Annotated in this window: 23 protein-coding genes; 13 read left to right on the top strand and 10 right to left on the bottom strand. The window is 72.2% G+C overall.

What is annotated here, in order from left to right; all coding sequences use genetic code 11:
* Positions 1-173: 173 nt before the first annotated feature.
* Complete coding sequence (locus tag IE258_RS29345) at positions 174-1,835, bottom strand: alkaline phosphatase D family protein (RefSeq protein ID WP_189748431.1); 1,662 nt, start codon at positions 1,833-1,835, stop codon at positions 174-176.
* Between the two features lie 145 nt (positions 1,836-1,980).
* Between IE258_RS29345 and IE258_RS29350 the strand changes: the two genes are divergently transcribed.
* On the top strand, positions 1,981-2,286 hold the full coding sequence (locus IE258_RS29350) for a hypothetical protein (RefSeq protein WP_189748434.1): 306 nt from the start codon (positions 1,981-1,983) through the stop codon (positions 2,284-2,286).
* Between the two features lie 44 nt (positions 2,287-2,330).
* Here IE258_RS29350 and IE258_RS29355 read toward each other — a convergent pair whose 3' ends face one another.
* On the bottom strand, positions 2,331-3,131 hold the full coding sequence (locus tag IE258_RS29355; RefSeq protein ID WP_189748437.1) for a class I SAM-dependent methyltransferase: 801 nt from the start codon (positions 3,129-3,131) through the stop codon (positions 2,331-2,333).
* 212 nt (positions 3,132-3,343) lie between these two features.
* On the opposite strand from IE258_RS29355, the gene IE258_RS29360 reads away from it, so the two are divergent.
* The 3 genes from IE258_RS29360 (at position 3,344) to IE258_RS29370 (ending at position 5,449) form a co-directional block, all read left to right on the top strand.
* Complete coding sequence (locus IE258_RS29360) at positions 3,344-4,024, top strand: helix-turn-helix transcriptional regulator (protein ID WP_189748440.1); 681 nt, start codon at positions 3,344-3,346, stop codon at positions 4,022-4,024.
* 8 nt (positions 4,025-4,032) lie between these two features.
* On the top strand, positions 4,033-5,010 hold the full coding sequence (locus tag IE258_RS29365; RefSeq protein WP_189748443.1) for a pyridoxal-phosphate dependent enzyme: 978 nt from the start codon (positions 4,033-4,035) through the stop codon (positions 5,008-5,010).
* A gap of 79 nt (positions 5,011-5,089) precedes the next feature.
* Complete coding sequence (locus IE258_RS29370; protein ID WP_007389344.1) at positions 5,090-5,449, top strand: cupin domain-containing protein; 360 nt, start codon at positions 5,090-5,092, stop codon at positions 5,447-5,449.
* A gap of 95 nt (positions 5,450-5,544) precedes the next feature.
* On the opposite strand, the gene IE258_RS29375 is transcribed toward IE258_RS29370, so the two are convergent.
* The 8 genes from IE258_RS29375 to rhaI all read right to left on the bottom strand — a co-directional run bounded on the left by IE258_RS29375 (position 5,545) and on the right by rhaI (position 15,504).
* The gene (locus IE258_RS29375; RefSeq protein ID WP_189748446.1) at positions 5,545-6,855 is read right to left on the bottom strand and encodes an FtsX-like permease family protein; all 1,311 of its coding nucleotides are present in this window, start codon (positions 6,853-6,855) and stop codon (positions 5,545-5,547) included.
* Between the two features lie 3 nt (positions 6,856-6,858).
* Positions 6,859-7,650 (bottom strand): ABC transporter ATP-binding protein, encoded by a 792-nt coding sequence (locus tag IE258_RS29380; protein WP_373309948.1) that lies wholly within the window; start codon positions 7,648-7,650, stop codon positions 6,859-6,861.
* A gap of 120 nt (positions 7,651-7,770) precedes the next feature.
* Entirely contained in the window at positions 7,771-8,418 is a 648-nt protein-coding gene (locus IE258_RS29385; protein WP_189748452.1) for a LutC/YkgG family protein, read from the bottom strand.
* Entirely contained in the window at positions 8,415-9,893 is a 1,479-nt protein-coding gene (locus IE258_RS29390; RefSeq protein ID WP_189748456.1) for a LutB/LldF family L-lactate oxidation iron-sulfur protein, read from the bottom strand. Before IE258_RS29390 ends, IE258_RS29385 begins: the two co-directional genes overlap by 4 nt.
* On the bottom strand, positions 9,890-10,645 hold the full coding sequence (locus IE258_RS29395) for a (Fe-S)-binding protein (RefSeq protein ID WP_189748458.1): 756 nt from the start codon (positions 10,643-10,645) through the stop codon (positions 9,890-9,892). The genes IE258_RS29390 and IE258_RS29395 overlap by 4 nt, the downstream gene beginning before the upstream one ends.
* Before the next feature lie 77 nt (positions 10,646-10,722).
* Positions 10,723-12,177, bottom strand: coding sequence for a rhamnulokinase (locus IE258_RS29400; protein WP_189748461.1), 1,455 nt, complete (start codon positions 12,175-12,177; stop codon positions 10,723-10,725).
* Positions 12,174-14,213 carry a bifunctional aldolase/short-chain dehydrogenase gene (locus IE258_RS29405; RefSeq protein ID WP_189748464.1) on the bottom strand — a complete coding sequence of 680 codons (2,040 nt, stop codon included), beginning with the start codon at positions 14,211-14,213 and terminating at the stop codon, positions 12,174-12,176. The genes IE258_RS29400 and IE258_RS29405 overlap by 4 nt, the downstream gene beginning before the upstream one ends.
* A gap of 130 nt (positions 14,214-14,343) precedes the next feature.
* The gene (gene rhaI / locus IE258_RS29410; RefSeq protein ID WP_189748467.1) at positions 14,344-15,504 is read right to left on the bottom strand and encodes an L-rhamnose isomerase; all 1,161 of its coding nucleotides are present in this window, start codon (positions 15,502-15,504) and stop codon (positions 14,344-14,346) included.
* 276 nt (positions 15,505-15,780) lie between these two features.
* Here rhaI and IE258_RS29415 point away from each other — a divergent pair, with 276 nt between their 5' ends.
* The 9 genes from IE258_RS29415 to IE258_RS29455 all read left to right on the top strand — a co-directional run bounded on the left by IE258_RS29415 (position 15,781) and on the right by IE258_RS29455 (position 25,116).
* Positions 15,781-17,298, top strand: coding sequence for a sugar ABC transporter ATP-binding protein (locus tag IE258_RS29415; protein WP_189748470.1), 1,518 nt, complete (start codon positions 15,781-15,783; stop codon positions 17,296-17,298).
* The gene (locus tag IE258_RS29420) at positions 17,295-18,335 is read left to right on the top strand and encodes an ABC transporter permease (protein ID WP_159326125.1); all 1,041 of its coding nucleotides are present in this window, start codon (positions 17,295-17,297) and stop codon (positions 18,333-18,335) included. Before IE258_RS29415 ends, IE258_RS29420 begins: the two co-directional genes overlap by 4 nt.
* On the top strand, positions 18,328-19,341 hold the full coding sequence (locus IE258_RS29425) for an ABC transporter permease (protein ID WP_189748474.1): 1,014 nt from the start codon (positions 18,328-18,330) through the stop codon (positions 19,339-19,341). Before IE258_RS29420 ends, IE258_RS29425 begins: the two co-directional genes overlap by 8 nt.
* A gap of 40 nt (positions 19,342-19,381) precedes the next feature.
* Positions 19,382-20,464: a rhamnose ABC transporter substrate-binding protein gene (gene rhaS / locus IE258_RS29430; protein WP_189748476.1), complete on the top strand. Its 1,083-nt coding sequence runs from the start codon at positions 19,382-19,384 to the stop codon at positions 20,462-20,464.
* A gap of 26 nt (positions 20,465-20,490) precedes the next feature.
* Positions 20,491-20,811: an L-rhamnose mutarotase gene (locus tag IE258_RS29435; RefSeq protein WP_159326128.1), complete on the top strand. Its 321-nt coding sequence runs from the start codon at positions 20,491-20,493 to the stop codon at positions 20,809-20,811.
* A 90-nt stretch (positions 20,812-20,901) separates the two neighbouring features.
* Positions 20,902-21,927 (top strand): LacI family DNA-binding transcriptional regulator, encoded by a 1,026-nt coding sequence (locus tag IE258_RS29440; protein WP_189748479.1) that lies wholly within the window; start codon positions 20,902-20,904, stop codon positions 21,925-21,927.
* Positions 21,928-22,054: 127 nt separating this feature from the next.
* Positions 22,055-23,356 carry an alpha/beta fold hydrolase gene (locus IE258_RS29445; RefSeq protein WP_189748482.1) on the top strand — a complete coding sequence of 434 codons (1,302 nt, stop codon included), beginning with the start codon at positions 22,055-22,057 and terminating at the stop codon, positions 23,354-23,356.
* A 55-nt stretch (positions 23,357-23,411) separates the two neighbouring features.
* Positions 23,412-24,155, top strand: coding sequence for a PIG-L deacetylase family protein (locus IE258_RS29450; RefSeq protein WP_189748485.1), 744 nt, complete (start codon positions 23,412-23,414; stop codon positions 24,153-24,155).
* A gap of 40 nt (positions 24,156-24,195) precedes the next feature.
* The gene (locus IE258_RS29455; RefSeq protein ID WP_189748487.1) at positions 24,196-25,116 is read left to right on the top strand and encodes a sigma-70 family RNA polymerase sigma factor; all 921 of its coding nucleotides are present in this window, start codon (positions 24,196-24,198) and stop codon (positions 25,114-25,116) included.
* Positions 25,117-25,133: the final 17 nt, after the last annotated feature.

A 25,133-nucleotide genomic window follows, 5' to 3' on the forward strand; every position in this document is an offset into this window, starting at 1 on the left:
TGCGAGACAGCGGGGTTCGTGGGCGACCGTGGATCACGGTGCGCCTGCGGCGAAGTCACAGGCATTGCCGCAAAGATCCGCGGCGAAGCCCGACCCCGGGCTGTTTCGCGCGATGGGGGACGCCGTGGGTGCCATGTGCAGTACGCGGCACCCTCCGCCGGGGCGGGGCCGGATCAGGCGGGCTTCAGCCCCGGGTCGCCCGCCTCGGTGACGAAGGAGGCGGCCGTGGTCACGGCGGCGCCGGGCGTGCTGATGGCGGAGACCGTCCTGAAGTCGAGGTGGGTGGCCTGCCGGCCGAGTTCGGCCCGGACGTAGCCGCGCCTGCCGTTGTAGAACTTCATGTGCGGGTTGGCCTGCATGTACAGGTCCCAGTTGGCGGGCTTGTCCACGCCGTCCCGGCCGCTGGCCACCGAGGTGCAGGTGACCTCGGTGCCCACGGTGGCGGACGCCGGGTCGTCGAAGTCCTCCTTGACGTCGAGGGCGTAGCCCACGTGCACGTCGCCGGTGAGGATCAGCCAGTTGTCGACCCCGGCGGCCTTCGCGCCGGCGACCACCCTTGCGCGCGAGGCGCGGTAGCCGTCCCAGGCGTCCATGGACAGCGCGGCGTCGGCGGTCACGTCGAACTTGCGCTGGGAGAAGCACACCTGCTGGGGCATCACGTTCCACAGCGCGGTCGAGCCCTTCCAGCCGTCGAGCAGCCACTGCTCCTGTTCGGCGCCGGTGATGGTGCGCGCCGGATCGTCCGACTCGGCCCCGGGGGCGTGCGGGCGGTCGTCGTATGCCTGGTCGGAGCGGTACTGGCGGGTGTCCAGGATGTCGAACTGCGCCAGCGTGCCCCAGTGCAGCCGGCGGTACAGCCGGGCGTCCGGGCCCTGCGGCAGCTGGGCGGCGCGCAGCGGCTGGTTCTCCCAGTACGCCCGGTACGCGGCGGCCCGGCGCAGCAGGAACTCCGACGGCGGGATGTCGTTCTCCGGGATGCTGCCCGCGTAGTTGTTCTCGGTCTCGTGGTCGTCCCAGGCGACGACGAACGGATGCCGGGCGTGCGCGGCCCGCAGATCCTCGTCGGTCTTGTAGAGCGAGTAGCGCAGCCGGTAGTCGGCGAGGGTCATCGTCTCGCGGTTGAAGACGTCGGGCAGCGTGACGTCGGTGTACCGGCGCTCCCCGCCCTCGGAGTTCACCGCGTACTCGTACAGGTAGTCGCCGAGGTGGAACACCACGTCCACGTCGTCCTGGGCGACATGGCGGAGCACGGTGTAGTAGCCGTCCATGTAGGCCTGGCAGGCGACCGCCGCGAGCTTCAGCGACGAGGTGGCGCTGCCCGCCGCCGGGGCGGTGCGGGTGCGGCCCGCCGGGCTGAGCCAGGCACCGGCGCGGAAGCGGTAGTAGTAGACGGTCCCGGGCGTCAGGCCCTTCACGTCGACGTGGACGCTGTGGTTGTACTCGGCGTGGGCGTCGGCGGTGCCCCGGAACAGGACACCGGCGAAGTACTCGTCGAGGGCCACCTCCCACTCGACCGTGACCCGTTCCGTGCCCATCCCGCCGTCCTCGAGGAACGGCTCGGGCGCCAGCCTGGTCCACAGCAGCACCGAGTCCGGCAGCGGGTCGCCGGAGGCGACGCCAAGGGTGAAGGGGTCCTTGCTGATCCGGGCGGTGCGTTCGGGGGCGGCGACCGCGCCGCGGGCCGGCCGGTTGGTGGCGAAGGCGAGCGCGGCGGCGGCCGCGGTCACGGTGAGGAAACGCCGACGGCCGAGGCGCCGGGCGGCGGCGCGCAGCACGGCGTCGTGCGGGGAGAAGGCGTGTTCGGCCAGTGCGCTGGGACGGCCCGTGGGCGCCATCTGGTGTCCTCTCGTACAGCGGGGCGATGCGCGGACCCCGCATGCTAAGCAGACAAAACGCCTTAAACGGGCAGGGCTTGCGGAGTGATCACACAGGAGGAGGTACGCGCGTGTGGGCGCGGTCCCTCCGGGGCACCCGGGAGCCATGGCCAGGACACGGCGCTACGGCGTGGCGGCCTCCGGCCGCTGGTGGGACGAGGACGACGGTCGCTGGCTGCCGGCGGGCGAGGTGCACGCGTGGGAGCAGGGCCGGAACGAGACCGTGTGCGGTCTGTCGATCCACCGTTCGCGGCTCTCCCGGTTCCCGGCGATCGGCTGGACCGACGTGCTGCCCGAGTCCGGCGGCGCCGCCGACGCCGTCCGCCGGGTCTGCCCCCGCTGTGCCGCCGCGGCCGGGCGCCGGGGTGCGGACGCCCGGCCCGCCTGGCGGCGGGTCAATCCGCGCCCGTAGGGCCGGACGAGCGGTCCGGCCCCTCGGCTCGTGCGACCGTCCGCCTAGAAGGGCAGCGGTGAGCGGCTCACCCGGATCTTGGACTGGCCGTGCGGACGCTTCTCCCAGTCCTCCATGAACCGCGCGTGCAGGTGGTGCCGGGCGGCCAGCGTGAGCAGCGTGTCCGTGCGGTAGTAGAAGTCCTCGCGGAGCACCTGGTGCTCGGTGCCCTCCGTCCGGTCGAAGGTGAAGTCGAAGAAGCCGGTCTCCGTCAGGACGCGCCCGACGTGGGCGAGGCACTCGTCGATGACGTTCAGCGGCGAGTGCGAGAACACGCTGTGGGCGTGGACGACGTCGAAGTGGTCGTCGGGCAGGAACTCCAGCCGGAGGTCCCCGGTGATGGTCAGGTGGGGCAGCTTCGCCTGGAGTCCGCGCTCGGTCAGGGTCTTCTTGGCGGCGATGAGGATGTCCGGCGAGATGTCGACGCCGTAGTAGTTGCCGGTGTCGAGGTGGTCGATGAAACGCCAGCCGCCGCGCAGGTTGCCGCAGCCGATGTCGAGCATGCGGTGCTCGGGGCGCAGCCCGTGCTCGATCAGGTAGTCGAACTGCAGTTGCCCGAGCGCCAGCCAGCGGTCGTGGGTCCGGCTGCCCACCGCGGCCTCCGGGTCGCGCCGGGTGTCGGAGGCCATCACCGCCCGGTAGTAGCCGACGTGGTCGGGGTGCCTGACCCGCAGCCACGCGTCCCGGCCGGCCCGGCGGAGGTAGGGACCGACTCGCTCGGGGTGGCGCAGCGCGTACCCGACCTTGTGCGTGAGCGCGGCGCGGTTGCTGCGCACCTTCTTCGGGGACTTCGCGTCCTTGGGCATCGGGGGAACGACCTCCGTACGAGTGACTCGGACAAGGAGAGTGCCGGGCGGGTTCAAGTAGTCGCGGGCCGGGCCGGCCTCGTGGTAGCGGGACACATACCCGCGCCGGGCCGTGCGCTCCCGCGGTTCCCGTCCAAGGGCTCTGGACTTCCAGTCCAGGTGCTGGACGTGTAGTCTGAGTGTCCTCGGTGCCGAGCAAGGAGGTCCGGAAGATGCCCGAATCCGCACTGGACGCCGAACGTGATGCCGTCCTCGCCGCACTGCGTCCCGTCGTCGAGGGGATCGCCGCCACCTTCGGACCGGTCTGCGAGGCGGTGCTCCACGACTACCGCCGCCCCGAGCACTCGGTCGTGGCCGTCGCGGGGTCGGTGACCGGGCGGACGGTGGGCGGGGCGATGAGCGAGATCGGCATGCGTGTGCTGGCCCGCGGCGACGAGGCGCGCGACGAGCTGAACTACGTCACCCGCACGGCCGACGGCACACTGCTCAAGTCCTCCACCATGGTGCTGCGCGACTCCACCGGCGCCGTCTTCGGTGCCCTGTGCGTCAACCTGGACGTCACCGCCGTCGACCGGGCCCACGCCCTCCTCGGCGCCCTCGCCGGGACCGCCCGCGCCCCCGCCGAAGTGCCGGCGACCACCTTCGGCGACGACATCGACGCGGTGGTCGACGCCATCGTGGACGCCCACCCACTGCGCCGGGACACCAGCTGGGCGGCGCTGGACCGGGAGCGGCGCCTGGAGCTGTTCCGCGACCTCGACGGGCGCGGTGTCTTCGCCGTACGCCGCTCGGTCGAGCACGTCGCCACCCGGCTCGGCATCTCCCGCGCCTCCGCCTACCACTACCTCTCCCAGGCCCGTGCCGTGACCGGCCCGGCCGCCGACACCCCCTGAGGACCCCCGTGACGACCACCGCACCGCCGGTCACCCTCGACGACGTCCGCTCCGCCGCCGCCCGCATCGAGGGCGTCGCGCACCGCACCCCCGTGCTCCGCTCGCGCACCCTGGACGCCCTCGTCGGCGCCGAGGTCCACCTCAAGTGCGAGAACCAGCAGCGGGTCGGCGCCTTCAAGTTCCGCGGCGCCTACAACGCGGCCTCCCGCCTCACCCCGGAGCAGCTGACCCGGGGCATCGCCGCCTACTCCTCGGGCAACCACGCCCAGGCGGTCGCCCTGGCCGCGCGCGAACTGGGCACCACCGCCGTGATCGTCATGCCCGAGGATGCGCCGCCCTCCAAACGGGACGCCACCGCGGGCTACGGCGCCGAGATCGTCACCTACGACCGCTACACCGGCGACCGCGTGGCCGTCGCCGAGGCCCTGGCCGCCGAGCGCGGACTGACCCTGATCCCGCCCTACGAGCACCCGCACGTCATCGCGGGCCAGGGCACGGCCGCCCTCGAACTGGTCGAGGAGACGGGAGAGCTGGACGCGCTGGTCGCACCGGTCGGCGGCGGCGGACTGATCGCCGGGAGCGCCACCGCGGTCAAGGGCCTACACCCCGGCACCCGGGTGTTCGGCGTCGAGCCGGAAGCCGGTGACGACACCAGGCGCTCCCTCGCGGCGGGCCGGCGGGTCAGCGTGCCGGTCCCGCGCACCATCGCCGATGGCCAGGCGCTGCCCATCCCCGGCGAGCTGACGTTCTCCCTCAACCGGCGGCTCCTCGACGGCATCGTGGTGGTGTCCGACGACGAGATCCGGGGCGCGATGCGGTTCGCCTTCGAACGCCTCAAGACCGTCCTCGAACCCAGCGGCGCCACCCCGCTGGCCGCCCTCCTCAGCGGCCGGATCGACGCCCTGCCCCGCCGCGTCGGTGTGATCCTGTCCGGCGGCAACGTGGACGCCGCCCGCTTCGCCGAACTCTGCGGCCCGCCCCGCTGACGAGGTGCCTCCCCCGGATGGCGGCGCCGAGTTGACAGGCGGACGATGGAGTGGTGGGGCCAGGGAAAGGAGGAGCGTCATGCTGGAGGCAAAGACGCTCGACAAGCCGGACGAGCGGCGCGATTTCCCCCGCGGGCACATCGAGGCCGTGCACATGGAGGGACTCGACTTCGCCGTCGCCACCTTCGAACCGGGCTGGCGCTGGTCGGAGTCCGTGGCGCCGATCGCCGGCACCGACAGCTGCATGATCCACCACAACTGCTACGTGGTCGAGGGACGCATGCACGTCCGTATGGACGACGGCACCGAGAGCGAGGTGGGCCCCGGCGACGTCTTCGTCTGCTCACCCGGCCACGACGCCTGGGTCGTGGGCGACGGACAGTGCGTGGTCTACGACTTCGCCGGCAGCATGGCGAAGGAGTACGCCAAGGCCGACTAGCCGGACGTCCGGCAGACAGCAGGAGAAAGAAACAGGAGAAAGAAAGGGGAGGGGACCACCGCCTCGGCGGCCGCCCCCTCCCACCCCCTGTTCGCTCAGGCGGCCAGCGTCACCGCGCCCACCGCCGGGGTGCGCAGCACCCGCCGGGCCGTGCCCAGGCTCGTCCCCAGCGTCACCGCCGCCGACACCGACACCATCGCGAGCCACACCCCGAGGAACTGGTCCGGCAGCACCGCGTCGGTGCGGACCACCGTGAACGGCACCACGCCGGCCAGCGCGGCGACCGTGCCGAAGAACACCCCCGTGACCGTGAGGATCACGCCCTCGGCGGCCACCACGCCCAGCACCTGCCCCGGCGTCGCCCCGGCCAGGCGCTGCTGGCCGAACTCGCGCGAGCGGTAGGTCGTCGCCGCGTACAGCGAGTTGACCAGCATCACGCAGACGAACACCGCGATGATGCCGACCACCGTCAGGTTCAGGGTCTCCAGGTTCTTGGCGTCGACCGACTTCACCAGACCGGAGGCCTTGACCGCGTCGCTCTCCACCGACTGCATGGTGAGCGTCGCCGTCGACACCGCGGTGAACAGGATCAGCGAGACCAGGATCCCGGCCAGGTGACTCGCCCGCTCACGCAGGTTGCGCACCGCCAGCCAGCCGCTCGCGCCGCTCAGCGGCAGCCGGTCGAGCACGCCCTTCAGCAGCCGCGGAGACAGCAGCGCGAAACCCACCGACAGCAGGATCGCCCCGTAGGCCGGCGCCGCCATCAACATCTCGTCGGTCGCGGAGAACAGGAAGGTGGCGCCGGCCGCAGAGGCACCGGTGACCAGCGCCGCACCGGCCAGGAACCGCTTGGCGCCGGCCCGCTCCCGGCCACCGCGCGTCAGCCGCCGCACCGCCAGGAACGCGGCGCCCGCGGACGCGAGCAGGGTGATGTCCACGCCGGTCAGCAACGCGACGGGGCCGAAGGAGTAGTCCACCGACCGCGCCACCTGGCCGCTGTCCTGGAACATGTCCAGCAGCGCCCGCCCGCCGAGCATCGCCGGGCCGATCGCCAGCGCCGCGCCCACCAGCGCCACCGCCACAGCCTCGCCCACGACCATCCGCTTGATCTGCGCCGGGGTCGCCCCCGAGCAGCGCAGCAGCTCCAGCTCGGCGGTGCGCTGACGCACGTTGACCGTGAGCGTCGAGGCCACCGCGAAGAACACCAGCAGAGTCCCGTAGCCGCCGACGACCCCCGCCGCCGTGCCCAGCGTCTCCGAACTGACCGGGTCGACGCCGCCCTGCCCGGCCGTGTCGTGCATCGAGTTGAACGTCATCATGATCCCCGCCCCCAGGAAGGCGGACAGCAGCGTCGCCAGGAACCGCCCGGGGCGGCGCCGGATCGACCGGAGAGCCAGTACGAACATCGCTCACACCCCCGCCGGCACGTCGTCGCCCAGGTGCGCGAGGCGCTCCGCGACCGCGTCCGGGGTCGGCGCGTCCATCCGCCCCGCCGGCCGGCCGTCGGCGAGGAAGACCACCGAGTCGGCGTACGAGGCGGCGACCGGGTCGTGCGTCACCATCACCACGGTCCGACCGTGCACCCGCACCGCCTCCTGGAGCAGCAGCAGCACCTGCCGGGCGCTGCGCGTGTCCAGGGCGCCCGTCGGCTCGTCCGCGAAGATCACCCGCGGTTCGGTGACCAGGGCCCGCGCGATCGCCACCCGCTGGCGCTGACCACCGGAGAGCTGGGCGGGACGGTGGCCGAGCCGGTCCCCGAGACCGACCGACGTCAGCACCTCCCGCGCCCGCTTCCGGTCGACGCGCCGCCCGGCCAGCTTGAGCGGCAGCACCGTGTTCTGCGCGACGGTCAGCGTCTCCAGCAGGTTGTACTGCTGGAAGACGAACCCGACCCGGCCGCGCCGGAACTTCGTCAGCTCCGCCTCGCCGCCACCCGTCAGCTCCTTGCCGTCCACGCACACGATGCCGCTGTCCGGCCGGTCGAGGCCCGCCGCGCACTGCAACAGCGTGGACTTGCCCGAACCGGACGGTCCCATCACCGCGGTGAACGTGCCGCGTCCCAGGCTCAGCGTCACCCCGTCCAGGGCGGTCACGGCGTTCCCCGCCGAGCCGTACGTGCGGGTCACCTTGACGAGCCGGAGGGCCTCGGAGGCGGGGCCCGGGTCGTGGTTGCCTCGTGCGCCGGAGCGGAACATCCTCATCACCTTCCGTGTGGCACGCCCTGTGCGGTGCCTCGTGGAAGACGCTACGGAGAGCGAGGCCGCACCACACTGGGTGCAGAGCCCGTATCGGGGGGTGTACTCAGCGACACCCCGGCAGTGCTACGAGCCGCTCAGCAGCACCACCTCCAGGGTGCGTGGGCCGTGCACCCCCTCGACACGGTCCAGCTCGATGTCACTCGTCGCGGAGGGACCGGAGATCCACGTCAACGGGCGGGTCGGGTCGAGGCGTTCGAGTGCCTCGGGCACCGACGACACGACCTGGTCGGGCACCCGCACGACGCAGATGTGGTGGTCGGGGACCAGGGTGATGCGCCGCCGCCCCTGGTCGGAGGAGCCGTCCAGGACGATCGTGCCGGTCTCGGCGACGGCGACGGCGCAGCCGGTCACGACGCTGTCGACCCGGTCGAGTTCGGGTGCCGTACTCGCCGCCGAGTCCTGGACGAGCGTCGTGTCGACGGCCCCCAGCCACCCCGTCGGCAGTCCCGGCGGAACCACCACGCTCCCCGAACCGTGCGCAGACAGGAGCCGGGCCACCAGCTCGGGCAACTCCCCGTCCGTGCAGCGGTGCACGAGGGCCCGGTAGTCCGCCAGGTTCTCGGCGAGCAGGTCCACCGTCTGAGCGACGGACCGCTGGCCGTGCTCGCGCAGGTAGTCCCGGGCGACGGCCTCCTGGTAGGGCCGTGCGTCGTCCGGCACGTCCGCCAGCGCCCGTCGCACCCGGCCCAGGATGCGTTCCCTGCTGTTCACTTCGCTCCACCCTTCCCGCCGTGTGTGCGCTGCCACCAGTCCCGGAACGGCTCCGCGGGCACCGCCGGGAGGTCCCGGGAGCCGCTCCACGCCCGGCCGGGACCGGGCAGCGTGCGCGGATGCAGACGCCGGGTGCGCGAGGCCAGGCGCTGCCCGGTCCGCAGCGCGCCCGGGTGCGTGAACGCCCACTGCGCCGCCCGCATCGCCGCCCGCTCGGCCGCGTGCCCCTTGGCCGGCTTCAGCACCACCCGGTTGCCGCCCCGGACGGCCGGCCCGCCCTGCACCACCCGCTCCCGCAGGTGCACCAGCACCTCGGGGATGTCGATGGCGACCGGACACACCTCGTAACACGCACCGCACAGCGAGGACGCGTACGGCAGTGAGGCGTCGATCTCGCTTCCGGTGCCCCGCAGCTGCGGGCTGAGGATGGCACCGATCGGGCCCGGGTACACCGAGCCGTAGGCGTGACCGCCCGCCCGCTCGTACACCGGGCACACGTTCAGGCAGGCCGAGCAGCGGATGCAGCGCAGCGCCTGGCGGCCGACCTCGTCGGCGAGCGTGTCGGTGCGGCCGTTGTCCAGCAGGACCAGGTGGAAGGTGCGCGGGCCGTCCTCGTCGGTGGTGCCCGTCCACATGGACGTGTACGGGTTCATCCGCTCGGCCGTCGAGGAGCGGGGGAGGGTCTGCAGGAAGACCTCCAGGTCCTGCCACCTCGGCACGATCTTCTCGATGCCGACGACCGAGATCAGCGTCTCGGGCAGGGTCAGGCACATCCGCCCGTTGCCCTCCGACTCCACGACCACCAGCGTGCCGGTCTCGGCCACCACGAAGTTGGCGCCGGAGATGCCGACCCTGGCCCGCAGGAACTTCTCCCGCAGGTGCAGCCGGGCCGCCTCCGCGAGTTCGGCGGGCGTGTCCGTCAGCCCCTCGGGCGCCGGACGGCCCCACTCGCTCATCTCGGAGCGGAAGATGTCCCGGATCTCGCCGCGGTTGCGGTGAATGGCGGGCACCAGGATGTGCGAGGGCCGGTCCTTGCCCAACTGCACGATCAGCTCGGCGAGATCGGTCTCGTATGCGTGGATGCCCCGCGCCTCAAGGGCCTCGTTGAGGGCGATCTCCTGCGTCGCCATCGACTTGACCTTGACGACCTCGCTCTCACCGGTCTCCTGGACCAGGCGGGCGACGATCTCGTTTGCCTCGTCCGCGTCGGCGGCCCAGTGCACGGTCCCGCCGGCCGCGGTGACCGCCTCCTCCACCTGGACCAGGTAGCGGTCGAGGTGCCGCAGTGTGTGGTCCTTGATCTGCTTCCCGGCCTCGCGGAGCGCCGCCCAGTCCTCCAGTTCGGCGACCGCGCGGGCCCGCTTGTCCCGGATGGTGTGGGTGGCGTGGCGCAGATTGCCGCGCAGCGTCGTGTTGCCGACGGCCTCCCGCGCGGCCTGAGGAAAGGCCGGCATCCCGACGAAGGTCCCGCTCATGCGGCCACCGCCTCCCGGGTGCTCGCCAGGATCTCCGCGATGTGCACCGGCCGCATGCCCGTGCGCAACCGCGTCATGGTCCCGCCGATGTGCATCAGGCAGGAGTTGTCGGCCGCGCACAGCACGTCCGCGCCGGTCGACTCCGCGTTGCGGACCTTGTCCGTGCCCATCGCCGCCGACACGTCGGAGTTCTTCACGGCGAAGGTGCCGCCGAACCCGCAGCACTCCTCGGCGCCCGGCAGCTCCACCAGCTCCAGCCCCTTGACCGCCTCCAGCAGCCGCCGCGGCCGGTCGCCCAGGCCCAGGCTCCGCAGCCCGTGGCAGGTCGGGTGGTACGTCACCGTGTGCGGGTAGTACGCCCCCACGTCGGTCACCCCGAGCACGTCCACGAGGAACTCCGTCAGCTCGTACGTCTTCGGCACCACCGGCGCCAGCACGGCCGAGAGCGTGTCCCCGCGCCCCTCCGCCCGCGCCCGCTCACCCATGTGCGGATACAGCTCCCGCACCATCGCGCCGCACGAGCCCGAGGGCGTCACGATCGCGTCGTAGTCCGCGAACACGTCGGCGAAGTGCCGGGCCAGCGGTTCCGCCTCGTGCCGGTAACCGGTGTTGTAGTGCGCCTGCCCGCAACACGTCTGGGCCATCGGGAAGTCGACCTCGACGCCGAGTCTGGTGAGCAGTGTCACCACGGCGCGGCCAGTGTCCGGATAGAGCGTGTCGTTGACGCAGGTCAGGAACAGGGCGACACGCATCGCGGCTCCTCGTTTCGATCATCGGATGAATGATGAGTGCAGACTAGTCGGCCGACCGGGCTCGCGGGAGCCCCGGTTCACCGGTCGGCGAGTCGGTCCCCGGCCGCGCGCCAGCGGTCCGTACCGCCGCGGGGTTCGTACCGGGTCAGCGACTGGGTGCGCGCCACCAGCCGGCGCATCCCGGCGAGGTCGCCGACCAGGCCGTGGGCGCGGGCCTGCACCAGGACGTTGCCGAGCGCGGCGGCCTCCGTCGGCCCCGCCACCACCGGCAGTCCGCAGGCGTCTGCGGTCAGCTGGCACAGCAGCGCGTTGCGGGTGCCGCCGCCGACCACGTGCACGACGTCGACCGGATGCCCGGCGAGCCGCTGCGCCTCCTCGACGGCCGCGCGGTGGGCCAGCGCCAGCGAGTCGAGGATGCACCGGGTCACCTCGGCGGGCGTCTCGGGCACCGGCTGCCCCGAGGCGCGGCACGCCTCGGCGATCCGCTCCGGCATCCGCCCCGGCGCCAGGAACCCCGCGTCACCCGCGTCCACCACCGACCGCAGCGCCGGTACGCGGGCCGCCGCGAGCAGCAGCTCACCCAGATCCGGGTCGCCCCAGGCCCGCACGCACTCCTGGAGCAGCCACAGACCCATGATGTTGCGCAGGTAGCGGACCGTGCCGTCCAGCCCCAGCTCGTTGGTGAAGTTGGCGGCCCGGCTCTCCTCCGTCAGTACGGGAGCGGTCAGTTCGAGCCCGGCCAGCGACCAGGTGCCGGTGCAGATGTAGGCGAACCGCTCGCCCGAGGCCGGTACGGCGGCCACCGCGGAGGCGGTGTCGTGCGAACCGACCGCCGTCACCGGCACGGGGCCCGCCAGCCCCGTCTCCTCCAGCACCGCCGGCCGCAGCAGCCCCGCCGCGTCCCCGGGCCGGCGCAGCGGCGCGAACAGGCCGAGGTCGATGCCCAGCCGGTCCGCGACCTCCCGCGACCAGTCCCGGGTGCGGGGGTCGATCAGCTGGGTGGTGGAGGCGTTGGTCAGCTCCGTGCCCTGCTCGCCGGTCAGCCAGTAGGTCAGCAGGTCGGGGATGAGCAACAGCCGCCGGGCCGCCGCGAACTGGGCCGTGCCCCGGGCCGCGACGAGCTGGTACAGGGTGTTGAAGGGCGCGTACTGCAACCCGGTCGCCGCGTACAGCTCCGCGGCCGGCAGCGTGGCCCACACCTGCTCCGGGACGCCCTCGGTGCGGGCGTCGCGGTAGTGCACGGGGTTGCCGAGCAGCGCCCCGTCCGCGTCCAGCAGGCCGTGGTCGACGGCCCAGCTGTCCACGCCGACCGAGTCCACCGGACCCGCCGCCCGCAGACCGTCCAGCACACCGGCGTACAGCGCGAGGACGTCCCAGCGCAGCCCGTCGGGCGTACGGACCGGCCGGTTGGGGAAGCGGTGCGCCTCGGTCAGTTCCAGCCGGTCGGCGCCCACGCGGCCGACCATGACGCGCCCGCTGGACGCGCCGAGGTCGACCGCGGCGTACGCCTTGGCGTCGATGGCGGCGCTCATCGCAGGAACGCGGCGGCGACGCCGGCGTCGACCGGAACGTGCAGGCCGGTCGTGTGGGTCAGGTCGCCGCCGGTCAGCGCGAACACGGCGTTCGCGACGTGCTCGGGCAGCACCTCGCGCTTGAGCAGGGTCCGCTGCGCGTAGAACTCGCCCAGCTTCTCTTCCGGCACCCCGTACACGGCGGCGCGCTTGGCGCCCCAGCCGCCCGCGAAGATCCCGGAGCCCCGGACCACGCCGTCGGGGTTGACGCCGTTGACCCGGATGCCGTGCTCGCCCAGCTCGGCGGCGAGCAGGCGCACCTGGTGGGCCTGGTCGGCCTTGGTGGCGGAGTAGGCGATGTTGTTGGGACCGGCGAACACGGCGTTCTTCGACGCGATGTAGACGATGTCGCCGCCCAGCTCCTGCGCGGTCATCACCCGGGCGGCTTCGCGGGAGACGAGGAAGGAACCGCGGGCCATGATGTCGTGCTGGAGGTCCCAGTCCTTCGCGGAGGTCTCCAGCAGGGGCTTGGAGATGGAGATCCCCGCGTTGTTGACCACCAGGTCGACTCCGCCGAAGGCGAGCACGGACGCCTGGAACGCCTCGGCGATCTGCTCCTCGGAGGTGACGTCGACGGTCACGGCGACGGCCTTGTCGTCCCCGCCCAGCTCCTCGGCGACCGCCGCCGCGTTCTCGGCGTTCAGGTCGGCCACGACCACACAGGCGCCCTCGTCGACCAGCCGCCGCGCGATCGCCTTCCCGATCCCGCTGCCCGCACCCGTGACCAGGGCGACCCGGGTGGCCAGCGGCTTCGGTTTCGGCATCCGCCGGAGCTTGGCCTCCTCCAGCGCCCAGTACTCGATCCGGAACTTCTCCGACTCCTCGATCGGCGCGTACGTCGAGACCGCCTCGGCCCCGCGCATCACGTTGATCGCGTTGACGTAGAACTCGCCGGCCACCCGGGCGGTCTGCTTGTCCTTGCCGAAGCTGAACATGCCCACACCCGGGACCAGCACGATCGCCGGGTCCGCGCCGCGCATGGCGGGGGAGTCGGGCTCGGCGTGCCGTTCGTAGTAGGCGGCGTACTCCTCGCGGTAGGCCGCGTGCAGCTCCTTGAGCCGGGCGACCGCCTCCGCCAGCGGCGCCGTCGCAGGCAGGTCCAGGACCAGCGGGCGCACCTTCGTGCGCAGGAAGTGGTCCGGGCAGGAGGTGCCGAGCGCGGCGAGCCGCGGGTGCTCCGCCCGCGCGAGGAAGTCGAGGACCACGTCCGCGTCGGTGAAGTGCCCGACCTGCGGCCGGTCCTGGGATGCCAGACCGCGCACGTACGGCGCGAGCGCGGCCGCCCGCTCCCGCCGCGCGTCCTCGGGCAGTGCCGCGTACCCGTCGATCACCGCGCCGAACGGCTCGGCCCTGCCGCGCTCGGCGAGGAATGCCTCGGCGGTGCGGATGATGTGCAGCGAGTTGCGCTCGCACTCCTCGGAGGTGTCGCCCCACGCGGTGATGCCGTGCCCGCCGAGCACACAGCCGATCGCCTGCGGATTGGCCTCCTTGACGGCCGCGATGTCCAGGCCGAGCTGGAAACCGGGCCGCCGCCACGGCACCCACACCACGGTGTCGCCGAAGCACTCGGCGGTCAGCTTCTCGCCGTCCGCCGCGCAGGCCAGCGCGATCCCGGAGTCGGGGTGGAGGTGGTCGACGTGCGCGGCCTCGACCAGCCCGTGCATCGCCGTGTCGATCGAGGGCGCGGCACCGCCCTTGCCGTGCAGGCAGTAGTCGAAGGCGGCGACCATCTCGTCCTCGCGCTCGACGCCCGGGTAGACGTCCTTGAGCGCCCGCATCCGGTCCAGCCGCAGCACGGCGAGCCCGGCACCGGTGAGCGTCCCGAGGTCCCCGCCGGACCCCTTGACCCACATCAGCTCCACATCACCCCCGGTGACGGGATCGGTCGCGGTGCCCTTGGCGGACGCGTTGCCACCGGCGTAGTTGGTGTTGCGCGGATCGGCACCGAGCCGATGGGAACGGGCGAGGAGGGCGGAGGCTGAGGGGTGGATACCCATGTCTGGCAGTCCTTTTCAACGAGGCGGAGAGCAGCGCCCCTGAAAGGGGCGCGGGGAACTGCGCGACCAGCCACATACGGCCCGCAGCCCGCGAACAACACAAACCCGGCGGACGCTTACGGACTAGGCCCTAGGCCCCCCACCCCGCCTGCTCGCCACCGACCCGCTCGGCGACAACCTTCTTCGCCCACCCGCAGGAGCGATACGCCTTCATGGGCTCGGGGTCCAGCCCCGACTCCTCCCGCACCTCCCGAAGAAGCGGACGCACGTCCGTGTTGTACGCGTCCATCAACACCGCGTTGGCCTCCAGCACATCCCCCGATGCCTGCGCGGCAGCCAGCGCCGCACCGTCGACCAGCAGTGCCTTCGCCGTCGCCTCCTGCACGTTCATCACCGAGCGGATGATCGCCGGGATCTTCGCCTCGATGTTGTGGCACTGGTCGAGCATGAACGCCACGTCGGAGGTGAACCCGCCCCCGCGCACCACCTCGTACATGATGCGGAACAGCTGGAACGGGTCGGCGGCACCCACCATCAGGTCGTCGTCGGCGTAGAACCGCGAGTTGAAGTCGAACCCGCCGAGCTTCCCCTCCCGCAGCAGCGTCGCCACGATGAACTCGATGTTCGTGCCCGGCGCGTGGTGCCCCGTGTCGACCACGACCTGCGCCTTCTCGCCCAGCTTCAGGCAGTGCGCGTACGCCGTGCCCCAGTCCGGCACGTCCGTCGTGTAGAACGCCGGCTCGAAGAGCTTGTACTCGAGGAGCATCCGCTGCCCGTCGCCGAGCCGCTCGTACACCTCGGCCAGGCCGTCGGCCAGCCGGTCCTGCCGGGAGCGGATGTCGTCCTGGCCGGGGTAGTTGGTGCCGTCGGCGAACCACAGCTTCAGGTCGCGCGACCCGGTGGCGTCCATGATGTCGACGCACTCCAGCAGGTGGTCCACGGCCTTCCTGCGCACGGCCGCGTCCGGGTGGCAGATGCTGCCGAGCTTGTAGTCGTCGTCCTGGAAGGTGTTGCTGTTGATCGCGCCGATCCGTACGCCCCGCTTCTCGGCGTGCGCGGCCAGCGCTGCGTAGTCCTCGACCCGGTCCCACGGGATGTGCAGGGCCACGGTCGGGGCCGCGCCGGTGAACTCGTGCACCTTCGCCGCGTCGTCCAGTTTCTCGAACGGGTCGCGCGGCACACCGGCCTGGGTGAACACCTTGAAGCGGGTCCCCGAGTTGCCGTACGCCCACGACGGCGTCTCGACGGCCTGGGTCCTGAGCGCGGCCTTCACCGCGGCGAGCTCGGTCACTTCGGGGCTCCTGTGGCATCGGGTCGTGGCCTGCTGCGAGCACGACCATGGGTGAAACGATTCAGAACGCGAAGCTATGAGTCGCCCGCAGGGGTGTCAACCCTTCCGGCCACTCCGACTGTTCGTGACTCCGTCGTGACCTTCGACTATCCAAAGTTTTTCGACCCGGAACCATTGACGTGACATGGCCTGGCTGCCTAACGTCCCCGGCAACCTAGTTGAAACCTTTCACGACGCCGTGAGGGCCGTCCCGCCGGCGTCGTCGAGGAGCCCCCAATGACCCACCCGTCCGACACGGGTACGGCCCCGGTTCTGGCGCTCAGGGACGTCTCCAAGTCCTTCGGCGCGGTCCGTGCGCTGCGGGACGTCTCCCTGGAGCTGTTCCCCGGCGAGGTGCACGCCCTCGCCGGCGAGAACGGCGCCGGAAAGTCGACCCTCATCAAGACGCTGGCCGGAGTGCACCGGCCGGACGCCGGCCAGGTGCTGCTCGACGGCGCGCCGGTCGTCTTCCACGGTCCCGGCGACGCCCGCGACGCCGGCATCGCCGTGATCTACCAGGAGCCCACCCTCTTTCCCGACCTGTCGATCGCCGAGAACATCTTCATGGGCCGCCAGCCGCGCCGCGCCCTCGGCCGCATCGACCACAAGGCGACCCACGACGCCACCGCGGCACTCATGCTGCGCCTCGGGGTCGAACTCGACCCCGACCGGCCCGCACGGGGCCTGTCCATCGCGGACCAGCAGATCGTGGAGATCGCCAAGGCGCTCTCCTTCGACGCCCGCGTGCTGATCATGGACGAGCCGACCGCCGCCCTCACCGGCAGCGAGGTGGCCCGGCTCTTCGGCGTGGTGCGCACCCTGCGCGAACAGGGCGCCGCGGTGCTGTTCATCTCCCACCGCCTGGAGGAGATCTTCCGCATCTGCAAGCGGGTCACCACCCTGCGCGACGGCGCCTGGATCGCCAGCGAGCCCCTGGAGGGCATGACCGAGGACGACCTGGTTCGCCGCATGGTCGGCCGCGACCTCGAAGAGCTGTACCCCAAGCAGGAGGTCACCCCCGGCGAGACGGCCCTCAGCGTGCGCAGGCTGACCCGCGAGGGCGTCTTCACCGACGTCTCCTTCGAGGTGCGCCGCGGTGAGATCGTGGCGTTGGCCGGACTGGTCGGCGCCGGACGCACCGAGGTCGCCCGCGCCGTCTTCGGCGTCGACCGCTGGGACGCGGGGGAGGTCGAGGTCGACGGCAAGCCGCTCGTCAACGGTGCCCCGTCCACCGCGATGGCCGCCGGTCTCGCGCTGGTCCCGGAGGACCGCCGCGCCCAGGGGCTGGTGATGGACATGTCCATCGAGCGGAACATCGGCCTCACCGGCCTGCGCACGACCGTGAGGGCCGGACTCGTGGACCGCGGGGCCGAGCGCAGCCGCTCCCTCGACTGGGCCGTCAAGCTCCAGGTCAAGTACGCCCGCATCGCCGACACCGTCGCCACCCTGTCCGGCGGCAACCAGCAGAAGGTCGTCCTCGCCAAGTGGCTGGCCACCGGCCCCAAGGTGCTGATCGTCGACGAACCCACCCGCGGCATCGACGTCGGCACCAAGGCCGAGGTGCACCGGCTGCTGAGCCGGCTCGCCGCCGACGGCGTGGCCGTCCTGATGATCTCCTCCGACCTGCCCGAGGTGCTCGGCATGGCCGACCGCGTCCTGGTGATGCACGAGGGACGTCTGACCGCCGAGATTTCCCGCACCGACGCCACCGAGGAGACCGTGATGGCCGCAGCCACGGGGAGGGCCGCCGCATGACGGTCACCACACCCGAGAAGGCCCCCGCGGCCGACGTGCCGAAGGCGGGCGCCACCCGGCTGGTGGACCGCATCTTCAAGATGCGCGAACTGGCCATCCTGCTGGTCTTCCTGGTGATGATCGCCATCACCCAGGCCGGCAACAGCGAGTTCCTGTCCGAGCAGGGCATCAAGGACCTGCTGCTCAACGCGACCATCCTGGTCCTGGTCGCCACCGGACAGTCCCTGGTCGTCATCACCCGCAACGTCGACCTGTCCGTCGGCTCCACCCTCGGCATCAGCGCCTTCGCCGCCGGCGTCTACCTCCAGGACGGCGGCAACCCCGTCGTCGCCGTGCTGCTCGCGGTGCTGATGGGCATCGGCTTCGGCCTCCTCAACGGCCTGCTGGTCAGCCTCGGCCAGGTGCCGGCCCTGGTCGTCACCCTCGGCACCCTCTACATCATCCGCGGCATCGACTCCATCTGGGTCGGCTCCCGGCAGATCACCGCGGCCGACCTGCCCGGCGGCTTCGTCGACTTCGGCTCCGGCGGCATCTCCGCCGTACCGTGGCTGGCGCTGATCGCCCTCGCGGTGCTCGTCGCCACCGCGTACTACCTCAAGCAGTTCGGCAGCGGACGCGAGCTGTACGCGCTCGGCTCCAACCCGGAGGCCGCCCGGCTGGCCGGCATCCCGGTCCGCAAGCGGATCCTGGCCGCCTACACCTTCTGCGGCGCCCTCGCCGGACTCGCCGGCGCCCTGTACCTCGCCCGCTTCGGCAACGTCGACTCCGGCACCGGCAACGGCTACGAACTGACCGTCGTCAGCGCCGTGGTGGTCGGCGGCGTCGTCTTCACCGGCGGCTCCGGCAGCGTCTACGGCGCCGCCCTCGGCGCGCTGCTGCTGACCTCGATCAACAGCGTGCTGCCCGCCCTCGGCGTCAGTTCCGTGTGGGTGCTGGCCATCAACGGCATCCTGCTCATCCTCGCCATCGCCGTCGACCGGATCGTCGCGCTGCGCGTGGCCAACGCCCTGAAGAAGAGGAACGCCCGCCATGGCTGACACCTCCCTGACGCGCGCCGTCCGCTGGGACACGGTCGTAGGCGCCCTCCTCGTGGTCGTCCTGCTGCTCTCCTTCGGCTTCGTCGACGGGTTCGGCAACGCCCTCAACCTGTCCTTCCTGATCGGCAACACCCTGCCGATCGCGCTCATCGCCCTGCCGATGACGCTGCTGGTCGTCTCCGGCGAGATCGACCTGTCGGTGGCCTCCACCGCGGGCCTGTCCGGCGCGGTGATGGGCGCCCTGTGGAACCAGGGCATGACCATCGAGGCGATCATTCCGATCTGCCTGCTGCTCGGCGTGGTCTGCGGTCTGGTCAACGGCCTGTTGGTGACCCGTCTCGGGCTGCCCTCCCTCGCCGTCACCATCGGCACCATGGCCGCCTACCGGGGCATCGCGCAGATCGTGCTCGGCTCCGACGCGGTCACCGACTTCCCCTCGCAGTACCTGGACTTCGCGGCGGGGCGCGTCGACGGCACCTTCCTGCCGTACGCCTTCCTGCCGTTCCTCGTGCTGCTGGCCATCGCCGTGGTCGCCCTGCACGCCACGCCGCTGGGCCGGTCGCTGTTCGCCATCGGCGCCAGCGAGGAGGCCGCGCGCTTCGCCGGCATCCGGGTCAAGCGGCAGAAGCTGCTCCTGTTCACGCTGACCGGCCTGATGTCGTCCCTCACCGGCGTCTTCTGGGCCCTGCACTACGCCAGCGCCCGCTACGACAACGCCACCGGCCTCGAACTGTCCGTCGTCGCCGCCGTGCTCCTGGGCGGCATCGACTTCGACGGCGGCAAGGGCACGCTCGGCGGGGCGATCGCGGGCGTGTTCCTGCTCGGCGCGCTGCAGAACGTGATGAGCCTCCAGGACGTCTCCGCCCAGTCCCAGATCGTCGTCACCGGCGTCCTGCTCGTCCTGTCCGTGCTCGGCCCCCGCGTCGCACGGCAGATCTCCCTCGCGAGGGCCGGACGCAGGGCGGCACCGGCGCCCCCGTCCAAGGCGCCCGCCCCCACCGCGTAACCCCGTCACCGGCTCCGTCCACCCTCGTAAGGAACCCACCATGCGCAAGTCGTCCATCCGCCGTACCTGCGCGGCCCTCGCCGCCGTCACCTCCCTCGCCCTGGCCGCCACGGCCTGCGGCGGCACCACGAAGGAGGACGTCAAGGACGAGGGCGCCAAGGCCGCCACGGCGGGCAAGGCCGACCCGAACGCCGAGACGAAGAAGGGACTGACCGTCGGCTTCCTGCCCAAGCAGGTCAACAACCCCTACTTCACCGTCGCCGACAAGGGCGGCGAGAAGGCCCTCAAGGAGCTGGGCTCCAGCTACAAGGAGGTCGGCACCTCCAGCGGCACCGACACCGCCGGCCAGGTCTCCTACGTCAACACGCTCACCCAGCAGCAGGTCGACGCCATCGCCGTCTCCGCGCAGGACCCGGGCGCCCTGTGCACCGCGCTCAAGCAGGCGATGAAGAACGACATCAAGGTCGTCACGTACGACTCGGACACCAACCCCGAGTGCCGCAACGCCTTCATCTCCCAGGCATCCGCCGACGACATCGGCCGCACCCAGGTGCAGCAGCTGGCCGAGCAGATCGGCAACAAGGGCGAGATCGCGATCCTGTCCGCAGCGCAGACCGCGACGAACCAGAACGCCTGGATCGAGATCATGAAGGACGAGCTGAAGGACCCGAAGTACAAGGACATCAAGCTGGTCAAGGTCGCCTACGGCGACGACGACGCCCAGAAGTCCTTCCAGCAGACCCAGGGCCTGCTCCAGGAGCACCCGGACCTGAAGGGGATCATCTCCCCGACCACCGTCGGCATCAAGGCCGCCGCCCAGTACCTGTCCGGCTCCAAGTACAAGGGCAAGGTCAAGCTGACCGGCCTCGGCACCCCCAACGACATGCGCAAGTACGTCAAGAACGGCACCGTCGAGGCGTTCGAGCTGTGGGACCCGGCCAAGCTCGGCGAACTGGCCGCGCGCACCGCCGTCGCCCTGTCCTCCGGGCAGATCACCGGCAAGGAGGGCGAGACCTTCAAGGCCGGCGCCATGGGCGAGTACACCATCGGCAAGGACGGTGTGATCGACCTCGGCAAGCCGACCGTGTTCACCGCCGACAACGTCGACCAGTTCGACTTCTAGTCACGAACGTACGGGAGCGGCAGTCCATGCAGCGCGTCTGTTTCCTGCTCAAGGTCCGAAGGGACCGCATCGCGGAGTACCGCGAACGCCACGCCGCGGTGTGGCCGGAGATGTGCGAGGCGCTCTCCGCCACCGGCTGGCACAACTACTCGCTCTTCCTGCGTGACGACGGCCTGCTCGTCGGCTACCTGGAGACCGAGGACTTCGCCGCCGCCCGGGCCGGCATGGAGGCCACCGAGGTCAACGCCCGCTGGCAGGCGGAGATGGGCCCGCTGTTCGAGTCCCTCGACGGTGACCGCCCCGACGAGGCGATGAAACCCCTCACCGAGGTGTTCCACCTCGCCTGACTGCGGCCCCGCAGGGGGCGGCCCGGGTACTGTGTGAAGGTCCCGCGGCCGCCCCCCCACACCCACTTCGACCTCGGAGGTCCCTGCCCGATGGCCCATTCCGTGGGTATCAAGGACGTCGCCCGCGCCGCCGGAGTTTCCGTGGGCACGGTCTCCAACGTCATCAACCGCCCCGACACCGTCGCCACCGAGACCCGCGCGCGGGTGCTGTCCGCGATCGACCGGCTGGGCTACGTCCGCAGCGAGTCCGCGCGCCAGCTGCGCGCCGGACGCAGCCGCATCATGGGGCTCCTCGTCCTGGACATGGGCAACCCCTTCTTCGTCGACGTCGCCCGCGGTGCCGAGCGGGCCGCCCGCGAGGCCGGGCTCGGCGTGATGGTCTGCAACAGCGCGCAGAACCCGGGGGAGGAGGCCGAGTACCTGTCGCTCTTCGCCGAGCAGCGGGTCCGGGGGGTCCTGCTCACCCCCGCCGACGCCACCGGCCGCAACATCGAGGGCTTCCGGCGCCACAACATCCCCTTCGTGCTGGTCGACCGGGTCGCCGAGGGCACCACCGAGTGCTCGGTCTCCGTCGACGACGTCGCGGGCGGCGCGCTGGCCGTGCGCCACCTCGTGGACGCCGGGCACCGCTCCATCGCCTACGTCAGCGGCCCGCCCGGCCTCAACCAGGTGCGCGACCGCCGCACCGGCGCCCTCGCCGCGCTCGCCGAGGCCGGGCTCGGCCCCGAGGCACTGCGCGAACTGCCCACCGAGCGCCTGGACGTCGCCGCGGGCCGGGACGCCGGCGCCCGCCTGCTGGGCCTCGCCGAGCGGCCGACCGCCGTCTTCTGCGCCAACGACCTGCTCGCCCTCGGCGTCCTGCAGGCCATGTACGCCGCCGGGGTCGGCGTCCCCGACGACCTCGCGATCGTGGGCTACGACGACATCGAGTTCGCCGCCGCCGCGGCAGTCCCGCTCACCTCCGTGCGCCAGCCCGCCGTCACCATGGGCGCCATGGCCGCCGAACTGCTCCTTGAGGAGACCGAGCTGGAGGGCACGGACCGGTCCCATCCGCACCGGCGGGTCGTCCTCCAGCCGGAACTGGTGGTGCGGCGCTCCAGCCTCGCCGCCCGCTGACCGGCCGTTCAGTGGGTCGTCCGAAACGATTTCATGATCCCGGGGGTCGGCGGCCGCAGGACGGTGTGCTGAACTGGGACGCGGCCGAAAGAATCGGCCGTGAGATCCGACCGCCCCGGGAGACCCCTTGAGCGTCAGCTACCGCCAGCCAGGCGTCGTCCTCACCGACCGCCGTTTCACCGTGCCCCTCGACCACGCCGACCCCACCGGGGAGACGATCGAGCTCTACGCCCGCGAAGCCGTCGCGAGCGACAAGGCCGACAAGGACCTGCCCTGGCTGGTGTACCTCCAGGGCGGCCCCGGCGGCAAGGCGGACCGTTTCGTCGGCCGGCCCGCCTGGTTCGGCCGGGCCCTCAAGGAGTACCGCGTGCTGCTCCTCGACCAGCGCGGCACCGGCGCCTCCACCCCGGCCAACCGCCAGACGCTCCCGCTGCGCGGCGGCCCCGCCGAGCAGGCCGACTACCTCGCGCACTTCCGCACCGACGCCATCGTCCGCGACTGCGAGGCCATCCGCCCCCAGGTCACCGGCGGCGCCCCCTGGACCGTCCTCGGCCAGAGCTTCGGCGGCTTCTGCACCGTCGCCTACCTGTCGCTGGCCCCCGAGGGCCTGAGCGCCGCCCTGATCACCGGCGGCCTGCCCTCCCTGGACGCCCACGCGGACGACGTCTACCGGGCCGCCTACCCCCGCATCGAGCGCAAGGTCGTCGCGCACTACGCCCGCTACCCGCAGGACGTCGAGCGCGCCCGCCGCATCGCCGACCACCTGCTGAGCCACGACGTGGTCCTGCCGAACGGCTACCGCCTCACCGTGGAGGCGTTCCAGTCCCTCGGCATCATGCTCGGCGGCGGCGAGGGCAGCCACCGACTGCACTTCCTGCTGGAGGACGCCTTCGTCCGCACCGCGAACGGACACGAACTCTCCGACGCCTTCCAGGAGCAGGCGCAGGGACTGCTCTCGTACGCCGGCCGCCCGCTGTACGCCCTCGTCCACGAGGCCATCTACGGCCAGGACGCCCGGCCCACCGACTGGTCCGCCGAGCGGGTGCGCGCCGAGTTCCCGCGCTTCGACGCCGCCAAGGCCCTCGCGGGCGACGAACCGCTGCTCTTCACCGGCGAGTCCATCCACCCCTGGATGTTCGACTGCGACCCGGCCCTGCGCCCGCTGCGCGAGACGGCCGAACTGCTCGCCGCCCGCACCGACTGGACGCCGCTGTACGACCCGACCCGCCTCGCCGCCAACGAGGTGCCGGCCGCCGCGGCCGTCTACCACGACGACATGTACGTCGACACCGCCCACTCGCTGACCACCGCCCGCGCGATCCGGGGCCTGCGCACCTGGGTCACCGACGAGTTCGAGCACGACGGCGTACGGGCCGGCGGCCCCCGGGTCCTGGACCGGTTGCTCGCGCTGGCCCGCGACGAGACGTGAGGGACGAGGCCTGAAATCGCGGTGGGACGCCGCTGGCGCGGGTTAGTGTGCGGGCATGACGGAGCCGACGATCACGCAACTGGAGCCCATGCCCGGCGACTGGCGCCGGGCCCTCGCCGTCGTCGCCCACCCCGACGACCTGGAGTACGGCTGCTCGGCGGCGATCGCGGCCTGGACCGACGAGGGCCGCGAGGTCGCCTACCTGCTCGCGACCAGGGGCGAGGCGGGCATCGACACCCTGCCCCCCGCCGAGTGCGCCCCGCTGCGTGAGCGGGAGCAGCGGGCGAGCGCCGCCGTCGTCGGGGTCAGCGAGGTGGAGTTCCTCGACCACCGGGACGGTGTCATCGAGTACGGCACCGCGCTGCGCCGCGACATCGCCGCCGCGATCCGCCGGCACCGGCCCGAGCTGGTCATCACCCTCAACCACCGGGACACCTGGGGCGGCATCGCCTGGAACACCCCGGACCACGTCGCCGTCGGCCGTGCCACGCTCGACGCGGCCGGCGACGCCGGGAACCGGTGGATCTTCCCGGAGCTGACCGAGCAGGGCCTCGAACCCTGGAACGGCGTCCGCTGGGTCGCGGTCGCCGGTTCCTCCTCGCCCACCCACGCCGTGGACGCCGGCCCGGGGATGGAGCGGGCGGTGCGCTCGTTGCTCGAACACCGCACGTACATCGAGGTGCTGACCGAGGAGGACCCGGAGACGTACGTGCGCGGCTTCCTCACCGGCTTCGCCCAGGCCGCCGGGGAGCGGTTCGGCGGACGGCCGGCGGTGACCTTCGAAGTCTTCGGACGGTAGCGGCGTGGCGGGGGAGCGGGGCGTACGGGGGGAGCAGGACATGCGGGACGCGCAGGACACGCGGGGACAGGAGCGTCTGGCGGAGCGGTTCGAGGAGCACCGCGGGCAGCTCGCGGCGGTGGCCTACCGCATGCTCGGCTCACTGGCCGAGGCGGAGGACGCCGTCCAGGAGGCATGGCTGCGGCTCGGCCGCTCCGGCGGGGACGGCATCGACAACCTCGGTGCCTGGCTGACCACGGTGACCGGCCGGATCTGCCTGAACCTGCTGCGCTCACGCACCGCGCGGCGCGAGGAGCCGATGACCGAGGGGTTCGACACCTTCGTGCCGGACCCGGTGCTGCGCAGCCTGCCCCGGGCCGACCCGGAGCAGGAGGCCCTGCACACCGACTCGGTGGGCATCGCCCTGCTGGTCGTGCTGGAGACCCTGGAACCGGCCGAGCGGCTGGCGTTCGTCCTGCACGACATGTTCGCCGTGCCCTTCGACGACATCGCGCCGATCGTCGAGCGCACCCCGGCCGCCACCAGACAGCTCGCCAGCCGGGCCCGCCGCCGGGTGCGCGACGCGAGCCCCGCCGTCGAACCGGACCTCGCCCGCCAGCGCCGGGCGGTCGAGGCGTTCCTCGCCGCCAGCCGCGCCGGTGACTTCGAGGCCCTGGTGTCCGTCCTCCACCCGGACGTCGTGCTGCGGGCCGACGCCGGCGCACTGGCCCGCGGCGTGGCGGCGTCCAAGGTGGTGCGCGGCGCCCGGACGGTCGCCACCGGGGCGTTCCACTTCCGCCACCTCGCACCTCTCGCCCGCGTCGTCCTGGTCAACGGCGCGGTCGGCACCGTCGCCGTGTCCGAGGGCCGCCCGGTCTCGGTCACCTACGTCACCGTCGCCGACGGCCTCGTCACGGGCCTGTACATCCTGTCCGACCCGGAGCGGCTGGCCCGGCTGGACCTCTCCGGGCTGGAGACCTGACCGGCCGCGCGGGGCCG

It is taken from the genome of Streptomyces tendae, assembly GCF_014650435.1.
Taxonomy (GTDB): Bacteria; Actinomycetota; Actinomycetes; order Streptomycetales; family Streptomycetaceae; genus Streptomyces; species Streptomyces tendae.

Bases quoted from the DNA above. Each gene is read 5' to 3' on its own strand.
- IE258_RS29345 (WP_189748431.1), bottom strand. From the start codon at position 1,835: ATGGCGCCCACGGGCCGTCCCAGCGCACTGGCCGAACACGCCTTCTCC.
- IE258_RS29350 (WP_189748434.1), top strand. From the start codon at position 1,981: ATGGCCAGGACACGGCGCTACGGCGTGGCGGCCTCCGGCCGCTGGTGG.
- IE258_RS29355 (WP_189748437.1), bottom strand. From the start codon at position 3,131: ATGCCCAAGGACGCGAAGTCCCCGAAGAAGGTGCGCAGCAACCGCGCC.
- IE258_RS29360 (WP_189748440.1), top strand. From the start codon at position 3,344: ATGCCCGAATCCGCACTGGACGCCGAACGTGATGCCGTCCTCGCCGCA.
- IE258_RS29370 (WP_007389344.1), top strand. From the start codon at position 5,090: ATGCTGGAGGCAAAGACGCTCGACAAGCCGGACGAGCGGCGCGATTTC.
- IE258_RS29375 (WP_189748446.1), bottom strand. From the start codon at position 6,855: ATGTTCGTACTGGCTCTCCGGTCGATCCGGCGCCGCCCCGGGCGGTTC.
- IE258_RS29380 (WP_373309948.1), bottom strand. From the start codon at position 7,650: ATGAGGATGTTCCGCTCCGGCGCACGAGGCAACCACGACCCGGGCCCC.
- IE258_RS29390 (WP_189748456.1), bottom strand. From the start codon at position 9,893: ATGAGCGGGACCTTCGTCGGGATGCCGGCCTTTCCTCAGGCCGCGCGG.
- IE258_RS29395 (WP_189748458.1), bottom strand. From the start codon at position 10,645: ATGCGTGTCGCCCTGTTCCTGACCTGCGTCAACGACACGCTCTATCCG.
- IE258_RS29400 (WP_189748461.1), bottom strand. From the start codon at position 12,177: ATGAGCGCCGCCATCGACGCCAAGGCGTACGCCGCGGTCGACCTCGGC.
- IE258_RS29405 (WP_189748464.1), bottom strand. From the start codon at position 14,213: ATGGGTATCCACCCCTCAGCCTCCGCCCTCCTCGCCCGTTCCCATCGG.
- IE258_RS29415 (WP_189748470.1), top strand. From the start codon at position 15,781: ATGACCCACCCGTCCGACACGGGTACGGCCCCGGTTCTGGCGCTCAGG.
- IE258_RS29420 (WP_159326125.1), top strand. From the start codon at position 17,295: ATGACGGTCACCACACCCGAGAAGGCCCCCGCGGCCGACGTGCCGAAG.
- IE258_RS29425 (WP_189748474.1), top strand. From the start codon at position 18,328: ATGGCTGACACCTCCCTGACGCGCGCCGTCCGCTGGGACACGGTCGTA.
- rhaS (WP_189748476.1), top strand. From the start codon at position 19,382: ATGCGCAAGTCGTCCATCCGCCGTACCTGCGCGGCCCTCGCCGCCGTC.
- IE258_RS29435 (WP_159326128.1), top strand. From the start codon at position 20,491: ATGCAGCGCGTCTGTTTCCTGCTCAAGGTCCGAAGGGACCGCATCGCG.
- IE258_RS29440 (WP_189748479.1), top strand. From the start codon at position 20,902: ATGGCCCATTCCGTGGGTATCAAGGACGTCGCCCGCGCCGCCGGAGTT.
- IE258_RS29450 (WP_189748485.1), top strand. From the start codon at position 23,412: ATGACGGAGCCGACGATCACGCAACTGGAGCCCATGCCCGGCGACTGG.
- IE258_RS29455 (WP_189748487.1), top strand. From the start codon at position 24,196: ATGCGGGACGCGCAGGACACGCGGGGACAGGAGCGTCTGGCGGAGCGG.